The organism is Streptomyces sp. NPDC006294 (assembly GCF_042870895.1).
GTDB lineage: Bacteria > Actinomycetota > Actinomycetes > Streptomycetales > Streptomycetaceae > Streptomyces.
Genome location: NZ_JBIAHV010000001.1, coordinates 621,778 through 635,982, shown reverse-complemented (window position 1 = coordinate 635,982; position 14,205 = coordinate 621,778). Strand labels below are relative to the sequence as shown.

13 protein-coding genes are annotated in these 14,205 nt (G+C 70.5%); 7 read left to right on the top strand and 6 right to left on the bottom strand.

What is annotated here, in order from left to right; translation table 11 throughout:
* Positions 1-16: 16 nt before the first annotated feature.
* The 4 genes from ACFYOP_RS02835 to ACFYOP_RS02820 form a co-directional block, all read right to left on the bottom strand.
* Complete coding sequence (locus ACFYOP_RS02835; protein ID WP_356890184.1) at positions 17-592, bottom strand: TerD family protein; 576 nt, start codon at positions 590-592, stop codon at positions 17-19.
* Positions 593-701: 109 nt separating this feature from the next.
* Entirely contained in the window at positions 702-1,277 is a 576-nt protein-coding gene (locus ACFYOP_RS02830; protein WP_356890182.1) for a TerD family protein, read from the bottom strand.
* Between the two features lie 135 nt (positions 1,278-1,412).
* Positions 1,413-1,871 carry a peroxiredoxin gene (locus ACFYOP_RS02825; RefSeq protein ID WP_356890180.1) on the bottom strand — a complete coding sequence of 153 codons (459 nt, stop codon included), beginning with the start codon at positions 1,869-1,871 and terminating at the stop codon, positions 1,413-1,415.
* A 155-nt stretch (positions 1,872-2,026) separates the two neighbouring features.
* Positions 2,027-2,467, bottom strand: a complete 441-nt coding sequence (locus ACFYOP_RS02820) for a DUF3052 domain-containing protein (protein WP_264243144.1) — start codon at positions 2,465-2,467, stop codon at positions 2,027-2,029.
* A 440-nt stretch (positions 2,468-2,907) separates the two neighbouring features.
* Between ACFYOP_RS02820 and aceE the strand changes: the two genes are divergently transcribed.
* Complete coding sequence (gene aceE, locus ACFYOP_RS02815) at positions 2,908-5,640, top strand: pyruvate dehydrogenase (acetyl-transferring), homodimeric type (RefSeq protein WP_356890177.1); 2,733 nt, start codon at positions 2,908-2,910, stop codon at positions 5,638-5,640.
* A gap of 96 nt (positions 5,641-5,736) precedes the next feature.
* Entirely contained in the window at positions 5,737-6,513 is a 777-nt protein-coding gene (locus ACFYOP_RS02810) for a potassium channel family protein (RefSeq protein WP_388450679.1), read from the top strand.
* Here the strand turns inward: ACFYOP_RS02810 and ACFYOP_RS02805 are convergent.
* Together ACFYOP_RS02805 and ACFYOP_RS02800 are read right to left on the bottom strand one after the other, a co-directional pair.
* Entirely contained in the window at positions 6,494-6,868 is a 375-nt protein-coding gene (locus tag ACFYOP_RS02805) for a peptidase inhibitor family I36 protein (RefSeq protein WP_356890173.1), read from the bottom strand. The genes ACFYOP_RS02810 and ACFYOP_RS02805 overlap by 20 nt on opposite strands.
* A gap of 168 nt (positions 6,869-7,036) precedes the next feature.
* The gene (locus ACFYOP_RS02800) at positions 7,037-8,647 is read right to left on the bottom strand and encodes an MFS transporter (protein ID WP_356890171.1); all 1,611 of its coding nucleotides are present in this window, start codon (positions 8,645-8,647) and stop codon (positions 7,037-7,039) included.
* Positions 8,648-8,762: 115 nt separating this feature from the next.
* On the opposite strand from ACFYOP_RS02800, the gene ACFYOP_RS02795 reads away from it, so the two are divergent.
* The 5 genes from ACFYOP_RS02795 (at position 8,763) to ACFYOP_RS02775 (ending at position 14,164) form a co-directional block, all read left to right on the top strand.
* Positions 8,763-9,413, top strand: a complete 651-nt coding sequence (locus ACFYOP_RS02795) for a TetR family transcriptional regulator (RefSeq protein ID WP_356890169.1) — start codon at positions 8,763-8,765, stop codon at positions 9,411-9,413.
* A 186-nt stretch (positions 9,414-9,599) separates the two neighbouring features.
* The gene (locus ACFYOP_RS02790) at positions 9,600-10,802 is read left to right on the top strand and encodes an alpha/beta hydrolase (RefSeq protein ID WP_356890167.1); all 1,203 of its coding nucleotides are present in this window, start codon (positions 9,600-9,602) and stop codon (positions 10,800-10,802) included.
* 84 nt (positions 10,803-10,886) lie between these two features.
* Positions 10,887-11,774, top strand: coding sequence for a DUF4429 domain-containing protein (locus ACFYOP_RS02785; RefSeq protein WP_356890165.1), 888 nt, complete (start codon positions 10,887-10,889; stop codon positions 11,772-11,774).
* 378 nt (positions 11,775-12,152) lie between these two features.
* On the top strand, positions 12,153-13,484 hold the full coding sequence (locus tag ACFYOP_RS02780; RefSeq protein ID WP_356890163.1) for a sensor histidine kinase: 1,332 nt from the start codon (positions 12,153-12,155) through the stop codon (positions 13,482-13,484).
* Positions 13,481-14,164 (top strand): response regulator transcription factor, encoded by a 684-nt coding sequence (locus tag ACFYOP_RS02775; RefSeq protein ID WP_356890161.1) that lies wholly within the window; start codon positions 13,481-13,483, stop codon positions 14,162-14,164. Before ACFYOP_RS02780 ends, ACFYOP_RS02775 begins: the two co-directional genes overlap by 4 nt.
* Positions 14,165-14,205: the final 41 nt, after the last annotated feature.

Here is a 14,205-nt window from a genome sequence, read left to right as displayed (position 1 = left end):
GACCGCACGCGGCTTTTTACGAAACGTTGACTCCGAAGTCTAGAGCGATCCCCCGCAGCCCCGACGCGTACCCCTGCCCGACGGCGCGGAACTTCCACTCGCCGCCGTAGCGGTAGAGCTCGCCGAAGATCATCGCGGTCTCCGTCGAGGCGTCCTCACTGAGGTCGTAACGGGCGAGTTCCTGGCCGTCCGCCTGGTTGACCACCCGGATGAAGGCGTTGCTGACCTGGCCGAAGGTCTGGCCGCGGTTGTCCGCCTCGTGGATGGAGACCGGGAAGACGATCTTGTCCACATGGGCCGGCACCTTACCGAGGTCCACCAGCAGGGACTCGTCGTCGCCGTCGCCCTCGCCGGTGAGGTTGTCACCGGTGTGCTCGACGGAACCGTCGGGGCTCTGGAGCTGGTTGTAGAAGATGAACCACTCGTCGCCGAGCACCCGCCCGTTCTGGCAGAGCAGCGCGCTGGCGTCGAGGTCGAAGGGCGCGCCGGTGGTGGAGCGCGCGTCCCAGCCGAGCCCTACGAGCACCTGAGTGAGATTGGGTGCGGCCTTGGAGAGGGAGACATTGCCTCCCTTGGCGAGCGTGACGCCCATGGTGTGAGTCCTCCCCTGGTGGCTTTTGCCGAGGGCCCGGTCCGGGGCCCAGGCGCGTCCGGCGCCGCACGGAGAGTGCGGCGCCGGACGCGGAGACTGCTGCCTGAAATCAGACGTTCACGCCGAAGTCCTGCGCGATGCCGCGCAGGCCGGAGGCGTAACCCTGGCCGACGGCGCGGAACTTCCACTCCGCGCCGTTGCGGTACAGCTCGCCGAAGACCATGGCGGTCTCGGTCGAGGCGTCCTCGCTCAGGTCGTAACGCGCGAGCTCGGTGTTGTCGGCCTGGTTGACGACGCGGATGAAGGCGTTGCGCACCTGGCCGAAGGACTGCTGGCGGTTCTCGGCCTCGTAGATCGAGACCGGGAAGACGATCTTGTCGACGTCGGCCGGGACCGCGGCGAGATTGACCTTGATCTGCTCGTCGTCGCCCTCGCCCTCGCCGGTGAGGTTGTCACCGGTGTGCTCGACGGAGCCGTCGGGGCTCTTGAGGTTGTTGAAGAAGACGAAGTTTCCGTCGTTGGTGACCTTGCCCTCGGTATTCGTCAGCAGGGCGCTGGCATCGAGGTCGAAGTCGGTACCTGTGGTGGTCCGGACGTCCCAGCCCAGGCCCACGGTCACCGCGGTCATGTTCGGCGCGGCCTTGGTCAGCGAGACGTTGCCGCCCTTGCTGAGGCTGACTCCCACGAGTCCCTCCATTGGTGTTCAGGGGCGTCGGCCCCCGTAGTGCGTGACTGTTCGGATCAACGAACGGATCCTAGTGACCGGTTCCCGCTCGCCGTGTCATTTCCGGGGGACACCGGCCGAAACCCCCGCGGGGGATCAGAGCGAGTCCAGCGCCTTGACGTAGTCGTTCAGGTCGCGGGCGTCGGGCAGCGAGTTGACGACGGTCCAGCGCACGACGCCCTCCTTGTCGATGATGAAGGTGCCGCGCACCGCGCAGCCCTTCTCCTCGTCGAAGACGCCGTAGGCGCGCGAGGTCTCACCGTGCGGCCAGAAGTCGGACAGCAGCGGGTACTCGAGCCCCTCCTGCTCCCCGTAGACGCGCAGGGTGTGGATCGAGTCGTTGGAGACGGCCAGCAGCTGGGTGTCGTCGTTGACGAACTTCGGCAGCTCGTCCCGCAGGGCGCACAGCTCGCCGGTGCACACGCCGGTGAAGGCGAACGGATAGAAGAGGAGTACGACGTTCTTCTCGCCGCGGAAGTCCGCGAGCGACACGGTGCGGCCGTGGTTGTCCCTGAGCTCGAACTCCGGCGCCTTGTCGCCGACCTCGATCGCCATGAGAAGCGTTTCCCTTCTGTGGGCTCCGTGAGCCGTATGTGCGGGTGGATGAGCTGTGTGAGTGAGCGGTCGCTGTGCGGGACCAGCCTACGCAGAAGGCCCCCACCGGCTCGCGCCGGTGGGGGCCTGATGCCTGCTCTTCGCGGCTCGGCGGCTCAGCGCTTCCCCGACTTGGCCCCCTTGGGGGTGACCAGCCGGCTGCCACTCCAGTCCTTGCCGGCGGTGATGCTCTTGGTCTGGGAGAGACCCGCTGTCTGGGCGGCCTCATTGATGTCGCTGGGCTCGACATAGCCGTCACGGCCGGTCTTGGGAGTCATCAGCCAGACGACCCCGCCCTCGTCGATCAGACCGATGGCGTCCACCAGTGCGTCGGTGAGGTCCCCGTCCTCGTCGCGGAACCACAGCACGACGACGTCTGCGACGTCGTCGTAGTCCTCGTCGACGAGTTCCTGGCCGGTAACGGCCTCGATGCCCTCACGGAGCTCCTGCTCGACGTCGTCGTCGTAGCCGATCTCCTGGACCACTTGTCCGGGCTCGAACCCCAGCCTTGCCGCCGGGTTGGTCCGCTCCTCCGCGTGGTCCGCGGTCGCGCTCACGGCTTGCCTCCTGATCGTTTTCGACAAATGCTTCGGCCGCGCGCGTACGCGCGGCATTGGCCGTAGTCCACACGGGCGGGGCGGATCGCGCAAGTACCCGGCCGCCCAGACCGCCGAAACGGTGACGTTTACGGCTGTCTCGACGCATCTCCAGGCACGCGGCGGGTCCCCGCCACAATGATGGCCACACCCTTCGGCCGCCTTCGCGGCATTCCTACCCTTTCACATCCCCATGGGAACCGAACGACCGAACGAAACACATGGACGGCTCGGGCGTAAGGTTGCGATTCGGCCTGGAACCGTGCGCCGGGAACGGGCCGGATCTCGTTCAGATCAACGGTTACCTCTGAGTAGAGATGACGTGGGCCTCCCCGCGGTACACGATGGGAGCGGTGCGACAGCTCTGCCGTCCCAGGACCCCCGAACAGCGAAGGAACAGCGTGGCTTCCGGATCAGATCGCAACCCGATCATCATTGGCGGCCTTCCCAGCCAGGTCCCGGACTTCGATCCTGAGGAGACCCAGGAGTGGCTGGACTCCCTCGACGCCGCCGTCGACGAGCGAGGCCGGGAGCGGGCCCGCTATCTGATGCTCCGCCTGATCGAGCGGGCACGCGAGAAGCGCGTGGCCGTGCCCGAGATGCGCAGCACGGACTACGTCAACACCATCGCGACCAAGGACGAGCCGTTCTTCCCCGGCAACGAGGAGATCGAGCGCAAGATCCTCAACGCGACCCGGTGGAACGCGGCGGTGATGGTCTCGCGCGCGCAGCGCCCCGGCATCGGCGTCGGCGGGCACATCGCCACCTTCGCCTCCTCGGCCTCCCTCTACGACGTCGGCTTCAACCACTTCTTCCGCGGCAAGGACGACGGCAAGGGCGGCGACCAGATCTTCTTCCAGGGGCACGCCTCCCCCGGGATCTACGCCCGCGCCTTCCTGCTGGACCGGCTCAGCGAGCAGCAGCTCGACGGCTTCCGCCAGGAGAAGTCGAAGGAGCCGTACGGGCTCTCCAGCTATCCGCACCCGCGGTCCATGCCGGACTTCTGGGAGTTCCCGACGGTCTCGATGGGCCTCGGCCCGCTCGGCGCCATCTACCAGGCGCGGATGAACCGCTACATGGAGGCGCGCGGGATCGCCGAAACCTCCGACTCGCACGTCTGGGCGTTCCTCGGCGACGGCGAGATGGACGAGCCCGAGTCGCTGGGCCAGCTGTCGATCGCCGCCCGTGAGGGCCTGGACAATCTGACCTTCGTGGTCAACTGCAACCTCCAGCGCCTCGACGGCCCGGTCCGCGGCAACGGCAAGATCATCCAGGAGCTGGAGTCGCAGTTCCGCGGCGCCGGCTGGAACGTGATCAAGCTGGTCTGGGACCGCTCCTGGGACCCGCTGCTCGCCCAGGACCGCGACGGCGTGCTGGTCAACAAGCTGAACACGACGCCGGACGGCCAGTTCCAGACGTACGCCACGGAGACCGGCGCGTACATCCGCGAGCACTTCTTCGGCGGCGACCAGCGGCTGCGCAAGATGGTCGAGAACATGACCGACGACCAGATCCTGCACCTGGGCCGCGGCGGTCACGACCACCGCAAGGTCTTCGCGGCGTACACGGCGGCGAAGGCGCACAAGGGCCAGCCGACGGTGATCCTCGCGCAGACCATCAAGGGCTGGACGCTGGGGCCGAACTTCGAGGGCCGCAACGCCACGCACCAGATGAAGAAGCTGACGGTCGACGACCTGAAGCGCTTCCGCGACCGGCTCCACCTGCCGATCAGCGACCAGCAGCTCGAGAGCGGCCCGCCGCCGTACTACCACCCCGGGCGCGACTCCGAAGAGATCCAGTACATGCACGACCACCGCAAGAGCTGCGGCGGATACGTGCCGACCCGTGTCGTACGGGCGAAGCCGCTGGCGCTGCCCGAGGACAAGACGTACGCGGCCGTGAAGAAGGGCTCCGGTCAGCAGTCGATCGCCACCACCATGGCGTTCGTCCGGCTGCTGAAGGACCTCATGCGGGACAAGGAGATCGGCAAGCGGTTCGTCCTGATCGCGCCCGACGAGTACCGCACTTTCGGCATGGACTCGTTCTTCCCGAGTGCGAAGATCTACAACCCGCTGGGCCAGCAGTACGAGGCCGTGGACCGGGAGCTGCTGCTCGCGTACAAGGAGTCGCCGACCGGCCAGATGCTGCACGACGGCATCTCCGAGGCCGGCTGCACCGCCTCCCTGATCGCCGCCGGTTCCGCGTACGCCACGCACGGCGAGCCGCTGATCCCGGTGTACGTCTTCTACTCGATGTTCGGCTTCCAGCGCACCGGCGACCAGTTCTGGCAGATGGCCGACCAGCTGGCGCGCGGCTTCGTGCTCGGCGCCACCGCCGGCCGGACGACGCTGACCGGCGAGGGCCTGCAGCACGCGGACGGCCACTCGCAACTGCTCGCCTCCACGAACCCGGCCTGCGTCGCCTACGACCCGGCGTTCGGCTTCGAGATCGCGCACATCGTCCAGGACGGTCTGCGCCGGATGTACGGCCCGGACGCCGAGGACGTCTTCTACTACCTCACCGTCTACAACGAGCCGATCCAGCACCCGGCCGAGCCGGCGGACGTGGACGTGGAGGGCATCCTCAAGGGCATCCACCGCTTCAAGCGGGCCGAGCAGGGCTCGATCCCGGCGCAGATCATGGCCTCCGGCGTGGCCGTGCCGTGGGCCGTCGAGGCGCAGCGGATCCTCGCGGAGGACTGGAACGTGGCCGCCGACGTCTGGTCGGCGACGTCGTGGAACGAACTGCGCCGCGAGGCGCTCGACGTGGAGCGGCACAATCTGCTGCACCCCGAGGAGGAGCAGCGCGTCCCGTACGTGACACGGAAACTGTCCGGCTCCGAGGGCCCGTTCGTCGCGGTGTCCGACTGGATGCGCGCGGTGCCCGACCAGATCTCCCGCTGGATGCCCGGCACCTACCAGTCGCTGGGCGCGGACGGCTTCGGCTTCGCGGACACGCGTGGCGCGGCCCGGCGCTTCTTCCACATCGACGCGCAGTCGATCGTGCTGGGGGTGCTGACCGAGCTGGCCCGCGAGGGCAAGGTCGACCGCAGCGCGCTGAAGCAGGCGGTGGACCGCTACCAGCTGCTGGACGTGTCCGCGGCCGACCCGGGAGCAGCCGGCGGCGACGCGTAACGGCTTCGGCTACGGCTACGGCTACGGCTACGGTCAGGTAAAGGGCGGCGGACCCGGCGGGTCCGCCGCCCTCTGCGTTTCCCTACGATGCATCGCATGAAGCAGCAGACCTCCCAGATCCGCTGGGAGCAGCGCCTGCAGACGCCCCTGCTCTCGCTCTCCCTCGTCTTCGCGGTCGCCTATGTGGTGCAGATCGTCACCCCGGGCGCCCCGGACTGGGTCCACAAGGCGTGCCTGGCGGCCGAGTGGTTCGTGTGGGGCGCGTTCGCCGTCGACTACGTCGTACGGCTGGCGCTGGCGCCCGCGAAGTGGCTGTTCGTGCGCAGCCACCCGCTGGATCTTCTCGCGGTCCTGCTGCCGCTGGTGCAGCCGCTGCGGCTGCTGCGGCTGGTGTCCACGCTGCTGCTGGTGGGCCGGCGGGCCCGGATGGCGCCGCAGATCACGCTGACCACCTATGTCGGCGGTTCGGTCGCCGGGCTGATGATGTTCGGCTCGCTGGCGGTGCTCCAGGTGGAGCGGAACGCCCCCGACGGGAACATCAAGACGCTCGCTGACGCGGTGTGGTGGTCGTTCACCACGATGACCACCGTCGGGTACGGCGACCTCGCACCGACGACGGGGCTGGGCCGGCTGCTCGCGGTAGGACTGATGATCTCCGGCATCGCGCTGCTCGGTGTGGTGACCGCCAACATCGCTGCCTGGTTCATCTCCCGCTTCGAGCGGGACGACGCGGCGGAGCGGCGGCAGACCGAGCTGCTGGAGGCGCTCACGGTCGAGGTGCGGGAGCTGCGCTCGGAGGTGGCCCGGCTGTCGGGCGCGGAGGCCGGCGCCGCCGCGCCCGAGGTGCCGGAGCCTAGTTCTCCCAGATCTTGAACGCCCTGACCCGGTAGGGCGACCTGGGCACCCAGGTCCCGCCGCCGGGGTACGTCTCGAACTCGCCGGTCTCCGCGCACTCCGTCGACTGGTACGTGGTGACGGGCCGGCCGGTGCGGTTGGCGAGCGCCTGCGCCGGGGCGCCGGGTGGCAGCGGCACACAGCTCTCGATGTCGGTCCCGGCGAGCTCGTGGGCGTGGCGTCCGCCGCGGAAGTCGGTCTGCGTCCACAGGCACAGCTCACCGGCCGCGCATTCCCCGAGGCGTGGTGGCGCCGCGGCCGACGCGGACGGGAGCGGCTGGAGCAGCAGCAGTGCGGCGGCGGTCAGGGCCGCGGTGGTGGTGACGGTGCGCATGGTGGATCCCCGTGGGTCGTACGAATCGGTCGACCGAACCGTGACCCGCGCCGTCCCGGCCGGGGAAGAGGCGGCGGGACGAATCATCCGGATAGGCGACAGCCCCGCCGGGGGCGCCCGGCGGGGCTGTCGGTGGCTGTGTGTTGACGGGCCGAGGCCGCCCCGAGGTCAGATGTGGGCCGCGCCCGCACCGGCCTCCGCGTTCGCGCCGCGCTTGGTGAGCAGCGCGACCAGCGCGGCGACGACGGCCACGACGCCGGCGACGGTGAACGCCAGGCCCATGCCCGACATGAACGTGTCGTGGATGACGTCCCCGATCGTGGTAGCGATCTCGGGCGTCATGCCGGGCGCCTGGGCCAGCTCCGCGGGCACAGTGCCGAACTCGGCGGCCTGCTCCAGTCGCGGGTCCGGCGGGACGGGGATGCCGGCGTCCTGCCAGTTGCCCGCGAAGTCCGCGTTGACCTTGGAGGTCATCACCGCGCCGAGGACGGCCGTGCCGAGCGCGCCGCCGACCTGCATCGCGGCCTGCTGGAGACCGCCCGCGACGCCGGAGAGCTCCAGCGGGGCGTTGCCCACGATGACCTCGGTGGCGCCGACCATGACCGGCGCGAGGCCGAGGCCGAGCAGGCCGAACCAGAGGGACATCGCGAAGGTGCCGGTGTCCTCGGTGAGCGTGGTCATGCCGAACATGGCGGTCGCGGTGCACACCATGCCGCCGACGAGCGGGACACGCGGACCGAACTTGGTGATCAGCACGCCCGCCAGCGGCGAGGAGACGATCATCATGCCGGTCAGCGGCAGCAGCCGCAGACCGCTGTCGACCGGGCTCAGCCCCTGGACGCCCTGGAGGAAGAAGGTCACGAAGAACAGGCCGCCCATGAAGGCGAACGCCATCAGGACCATCAGCACGGTGCCCGCGCTGAGCGGCACGGAGCGGAACATCCCGAGCGGGACCAGGGGCTCCGAGACCTTGGTCTCCCAGATGGCGAACAGCAGGAAGAGGACCACGGCCGCGGCCAGCCAGCCGACGGTGCTCATGGAGCCCCAGCCCCACTCGCCGGCCTTGATCAGCGGCCAGACGGTGCTGAACATGGCGCCCGACAGCAGCACGATGCCGAGGATGTCGAACGACTTCGGCGCGTTCTGCGCGCGCTGGTCCTTCAGGATCACCAGGCCGAGGCCCAGGGCGAGGATGCCGACGGGCACGTTGATGAAGAACACCGACTGCCAGCTGACGTGCTCGACGAGCACACCACCGAGGATGGGGCCGCCGGCCGTGGAGGCTCCGATGACCATGCCCCAGATGCCGATCGCCATGTTCAGCTTCTCGGCGGGGAAGGTGGCGCGCAGCAGGCCGAGCGCGGCCGGCATCAGCAGGGCGCCGAAGAGGCCCTGGAGGACCCGGAAGACGATCACGAAGGCGATCGAGTCGGACAGGCCGATGGCCGCGGAGGCGGCGGCGAAGCCGGCGATGCCGATCAGGAAGGTCTGGCGGTGGCCGAAGCGGTCACCGAGCTTGCCCGCCGTGATCAGCGCGACGGCCAGGGCGAGCAGATAGCCGTTGGTGATCCACTGGACGTCGGCGAGGGTGGCGCCGAGGTCCTTCTGGATCGCGGGGTTGGCGATCGCGACGATCGTGCCGTCCAGCGCGACCATCATCACGCCGATGGCCACGGAGAACAGGGTCAGCCAGGGGTGGCCGCGAAGCCCCCTGCCCGGTGCCGGAACGGGGTCCCGGGGATCCCGCGGCGCCTTTTCGACGGTGGTCTGACTAGTCATGCGAGCAGATTAATGTCAGCGGCTGACAGTTGACAAACGAGTTCACTAGTCGGTAACTGTCACGTGACTCACCGATAGCCTGAGCAGGGCGAAGCGTCGAGAAGAGGACGATGAAGTGACGACGGCAGAGCCGACCGGGCTGCGCGCCCGCAAGAAACAGCGCACCCGTGACGCCCTGGTGCGCGTCGCCCTCGAGCTGTTCACCAGCCAGGGGTACGAACGGACCACCGTCGACGAGATCGCGGACGCGGTCGAGGTGTCCCAGCGCACCTTCTTCCGCTACTTCGCCTCCAAAGAGCAGGTGGCCTTCGCCGTCCAGGAGGTCGTGGAGTCGCACTACGTGGCGGCCCTGCGCGGACGCCCCGCGGCGGAGGCGCCGTTCGAGGCGCTCCGCAACGCAGTGTTCGAGTCCTGGGACGGCATCGGGGAGGCGGTCGAGGAGATCATCCCGCTCGATCTCCACATGCGCAGCTTCCAGATGATCGAGTCGACCCCGGCGCTGCTCGCCGCGCACATGCACCGCTCCACCGTGATGGAGGAGGCGCTGGCCCGGCTCATCGCGGAGCGGGAAGGGCTCGACGTGAACACCGACCCCAGGCCGCGGGTCGCGGTGGCCGCGTTCAGCGGCGTGATGCGGGCCACCGGGCGGCTGTGGGGGCAGGGACCGGACGCCAGCATGGAGGCGATCCGCGCGCTCACGGAGACGTTCCTCGACCAACTCGGCCCCGCGCTCGCGGAGAACTGGCGTACGCCGTCCGGGCCATGAGCCACGGGTGACACCACAGGCTCCTCAACAGGGGCCCTACGCACGGCGAATGCACCCACGCGCGCGCAACTCACGCACGCCTCGCGCACGGAACGTCACCCTCCTCCCCCTCTTTCCCCCGTTCGACACGTGATCTGCCTCACCCTGATCGCTTGCGCCCGCGCCCTTCTTCTAGGGTGTCCCGAAGTGACTTCTTTCGACGCCTCCCCCACTCCGACCGTGTGGCGCGCCCTGCTGGCCCTCGCGGTGGTGTTCGTCATGCTGGCGACCAGCGGCTGGACCGCCGTACGACACCAGAGCGGTCCCCGCGACGCCCTCGCGGCCGAAGTCAGTGAATGGGACAAAGCGCGGGTCGGAGCCCGGGAGCTGCCTGGCCTGAATACGCCGCCGCATCAGCTCGCCGCGTTCTTCGCCTGGCTCGGCAGCGCCCGCGGTGCCCGGCTCGCCGAGAAGTATCCGCACATCGTCGGCAACCTCAACGGCGCTCCCGTCACACTGCGCTACCGGGCGAACCGTGAGGCGCTGGCGGCCTCTCTGGAGCGCGAGCGCGAGCGGGTCGCCGGAACCGGTCTGACCGCCACGGGGCACCGGCAGGCGGTGCGCCGGATGCACCGGTTCCAGGCCCTGATGAGCCGCGACCGGCAGATCCTCGCCTTCGACCCGTCCGGCGCCGGACGGGTGGCCGAGGTCTTCGGCGACCTCGAGCGGGCCCAGCGCGTCTCGGTGATCGTGCCCGGCGTCGACACCAACCTGCTCACCTTCCAGCGCACCGCGCGCAAGTACTCGGCCCCGGTCGGGATGGCCCAGTCCCTGTACGCGGCGCAGCGGGCGGCCGCGCCCAGGCTCCGTACGGCGGTCATCGCCTGGGCGGACTACACCTCGCCCGCCGGCATCGGCATGGAGTCCGCGATCGGACGGCTCGCCGAGAACGGCGCCGTACGGCTGGTCGCGCTCACCCGGACGCTGCCCGGCCGCGCCCCCGTCTCCCTGTTCTGTCACAGCTACGGGTCCGTGGTGTGCGGGGTCGCCGCCGGCCGGCTTCCGCCGCGGGTCCGGGACGTGGCCGTCGCCGGCAGCCCCGGGATGCGCGCGGAGAACGTCGCCGGCCTGCGTACGACGGCGCGCGTCTGGGCCATGCGCGACGCCGACGACTGGATCGAGGACGTCCCGCACCTGGACGTCGGCGGACTCGGGCACGGCGAGGATCCGGTGCTGCCGGAGTTCGGCGCACGGCGGCTCTCCGCGGCGGGCGCCGTGGGGCATACCGGCTATTTCGAGCCGGGCACCGAAAGCGTCCACAACTTCGCCGACATAGGCGTCGGCGCGTACGCCGACGTGAGCTGCGTGGGCGGCACCGACGCCTGCCGCGGTGGTATTTCCGGTGCCTGAGCCCTCTGACGCGCGTAGAGCCCGGCCAAAAGGGGTGGCCGCCGAGGGGCGACGCGCAGGCGCGAGCCGCATACGATGAGGCACATGGGTGATGTGCTGGCCGGAATTCAAGCCACCTGGGAGTTCGACACCGACTCCGTGCTCATCCGCTTCGAACGGGGGATCCGCACGCCGAAGCTGCTTTCCTCGCTGCGTGAACGGCGTGTTCCGCACGAGGCGCTGGCATCGGTGACGCTCACCCCGGGCAAGCGCGGCACGGTGGTGCTGCACGCTGTTCCCAGACCCGGCGCGGACCCGCTGATGGAGGCGGCCGCCGGGCAGCTCAAGGAATTGTGCGATCCGTACCGGCTGGTGCTGCCGGCCGAGCGGGAGACGCTCGCCGAGTACTACGCCGACGAGCTGCGCACCGTGCTCGGCCCCGACGCCGACCGGCCCGCGGACCGCTATCTCGTCTCCGCGCCACAGGCGCCGCTCGGCTTCAAGGCGTACGACGGCAAGGCGTCCTTCGACGGCTCGACCGTGGCGTTCCGGTGGTTCTGGACGGGTGCGTCGTCCGCCAAGTGGAAGGCCGGCGACCAGACTTTCGCCGTGTCGGAGCTGAGCGGCGTCGAGTGGCGCTCGCCGGAGATATTCGACGGCTATCTGCGGCTGCTGCGGCGCGGCGACGCGGACCCCCTGGCGGGGGCGGGTGCCGCGGGAGCGGCCGGCGCGGCGCAGGCGGACCAGGATCCGGCGGCCGTCGTCTTCGGCCTCGGGTACGGACCGGTGCACGAATCCCTGCCCTTCGCGGCCTCGGTCCTCGAATCCATCCGCACCCAGACCCCGGCCCCGGCCCTGACGGCCCCCGCGACCCACCGCGACCCGGCGGCCATCGCGGACCGGATACGGCACTTGGGGGACCTGCATCTGGCGGGGCTGGTGACGGACGAGGAGTTCACGCGCAAGAAGGCGGAGCTGCTGGCGGAGCTGTGACGGCTCGCGGGGCGGGGCGGGTGCGTGTCCGCTGCGCGGGGCGTGTGCCGCTGCGCGGGGCCTGTTCCCCTGCCCGCCCCTTCCCGTAACCGGGCTCTGCCCGGACCCGCGCCTCAATCGCCGGCGAGGCTGGGTGGGCCGGTCACGTCGGGGCTCCGCCCCGAACCCCGCGCCTCAATCGCCGGCGAGGCTGATTTCGCGGAGCGAAACCAGCCCGCCCCGGGGGGACCTCCCACGGCCGCCAGGCCGTAGGGGGAGATCCAGGGCACGGCCGAAGGCCGTACGGGGTCCGGGGGCAGCGCCCCCGGTTCGGGAAGGGGCGGGCACGGGAACAGGCCCCGCCGCAGACGGGCGCGCAGCGCATACGCTGGCACCGTCATGCCTCACACCCCCCGCCCCCTCGCCACCGCCGCCACCGCGGCAAAGCGCGGTGCCCGGCTGATCGCCGCCGAGTTCGGTACGCCGTCGAAGTCCACCGAGCCCCTTCTCGGCAACGCCGGGAAGCGGTGGGTTCGCGTGCTGCCGTACGTGGTCGTGTTCGGGTTCGTCGCGACGCTGCTGCCGGTCACGGCCACCGTGCTGATCCAGGACTACCGGGCCGGCGGCGCGCTCGCCGGTGCGCTGGCGACCGCGCAGACCGCGCCGCTGCTGCTCGCCGTGACCCGTCCTCTCCAGGCGTGGTGGATCGTCCTCGCCGCCGACGTCGTGGGGGCTTTCGCCCTGATGGGCGCGGCGGGCACGCCCGGCCGGAGCTGGCCGTGGACTCCGATGATCGTCGTCGGCTATCTGATGCTGATGGTGTGCCTCGGCCTGCGCGAGCCGCGCCGCAGGCTCGTCGCCGTGTGGCTCGCGACCGGCGCGGCGGGAATGCTGTTCGAACTGGTCTCGCAGGCCCGCAGCGACGGCGTGCATCTGCTGCTCTTCGTGCTGAGCGGCGTCGTGCTCGTCGTCACCGGCGCGCTGCGCGAACGGGGCGACGCACAGCGCCGGCTGGTCGTACAGGAGACCATCAGCGAGGCGGAGCGCGCCCAGCGCACGCTGCTCGAGGAACGCGCCCGGATCGCCCGTGAGCTGCACGACGTCGTGGCGCACCACATGTCGGTGATCACCGTGCAGGCGGACTCGGCGCCGTACCGGATCGAGGATCTGCCGGACGCCGCCCGTGACGAGTTCGGCTCGATCGCGGCGAGCGCGCGCGAGTCGCTGACCGAGATGCGACGGCTGCTCGCGGTGCTGCGCAGCGAGGACGCGGAGGGCGAGCGGGCCCCGCAGCCGGGGCTGGACCGGGTGAAGCAGCTGGTGGAGGCGACGGTACGGGCGGGGGTGCCGGCCGAGTTGTCGCTCCCCGCCGGCCTGGGCGAAGTGCCGCAGGCCGTGGACCTGTCCGCGTACCGGATCGTGCAGGAGGCGCTGGCGAACGTCGTGCGGCACGCGCCCGGCGCGCCCACCCGGGTCTCCGTGACGTCCGGCGACGGGCATCTGACCGTGCTGGTCGTCAACGGCCCCGCGGGGGAACGCATATCGCCGCTGGAGACCACCGGTACGGGGCACGGCCTGGTCGGGATGCGGGAGCGCGTACGGTTGACCGGCGGCACGCTCGACACCGGGCCGCTGCCGGACGGCGGCTTCCGTGTCGCCGCGCGACTGCCGCTGACCGGCAGCACCGCCGAAGCCACCGCAGCCACCGAGACCGCCGGGGACCCGAGTTGACCATTCGTGTGATCATCGTCGACGACCAGGCCATGGTCCGCGCCGGGTTCGCCGCGCTGCTCGCGGCGCAGAGCGACATCGACGTGGTGGGCGAGGCGCCGGACGGCCGCAGGGGCGTCGAGGTCAGCCGCACTGCGCATCCCGACGTGGTGCTGATGGACGTACGGATGCCGGAGATGGACGGCCTCGCGGCGGCACGCGAGCTGCTGAACCCTCCGGTCGGCGTCGTGCACCGGCCCAAGGTGCTGATGCTGACCACGTTCGACGTGGACGACTACGTGTACGAGGCGCTGCGCGCCGGTGCGTCCGGGTTCCTGCTGAAGGACGCGCCGCCGGCGGACCTGATCGCCGCGGTACGGATCGTCGCCGCCGGGGAGGCGCTGCTCGCTCCCTCGGTGACCCGCCGGCTGATCGCGGACTTCGCGGCCCAGCGGCCCGCCCCGCGCAGGGACCCGTCGCTGCGCCTGAACGGGCTCACCCCGCGCGAGACCGAGGTCCTCCAGCTGATCGCCCGCGGCCTGTCCAACCAGGAGATCGCCGGCCATCTGGTGCTGGCGGAACAGACGGTCAAGACGCACATCGGCCGGGTGCTGGCCAAGCTCGACCTGCGCGACCGGGCGCAGGCGGTGATCTTCGCGTACGAGTCGGGCCTCGTGCGCCCCGGCGACAGCGCGAACTGACCCTCGGGGTCGTCCCCGTGATACTCCGGTACGACACGGCA

Excerpts from the sequence above, each read along its gene's own strand:
- ACFYOP_RS02835 (WP_356890184.1), bottom strand. The coding sequence starts at position 592 with ATGGGCGTCACGCTCGCCAAGGGAGGCAATGTCTCCCTCTCCAAGGCC.
- ACFYOP_RS02825 (WP_356890180.1), bottom strand. The coding sequence starts at position 1,871 with ATGGCGATCGAGGTCGGCGACAAGGCGCCGGAGTTCGAGCTCAGGGAC.
- ACFYOP_RS02810 (WP_388450679.1), top strand. The coding sequence starts at position 5,737 with ATGAAGCAGCAGACCTCCCAGATCCGCTGGGAGCAGCGCCTGCAGACG.
- ACFYOP_RS02805 (WP_356890173.1), bottom strand. The coding sequence starts at position 6,868 with ATGCGCACCGTCACCACCACCGCGGCCCTGACCGCCGCCGCACTGCTG.
- ACFYOP_RS02800 (WP_356890171.1), bottom strand. The coding sequence starts at position 8,647 with ATGACTAGTCAGACCACCGTCGAAAAGGCGCCGCGGGATCCCCGGGAC.
- ACFYOP_RS02785 (WP_356890165.1), top strand. The coding sequence starts at position 10,887 with ATGGGTGATGTGCTGGCCGGAATTCAAGCCACCTGGGAGTTCGACACC.
- ACFYOP_RS02780 (WP_356890163.1), top strand. The coding sequence starts at position 12,153 with ATGCCTCACACCCCCCGCCCCCTCGCCACCGCCGCCACCGCGGCAAAG.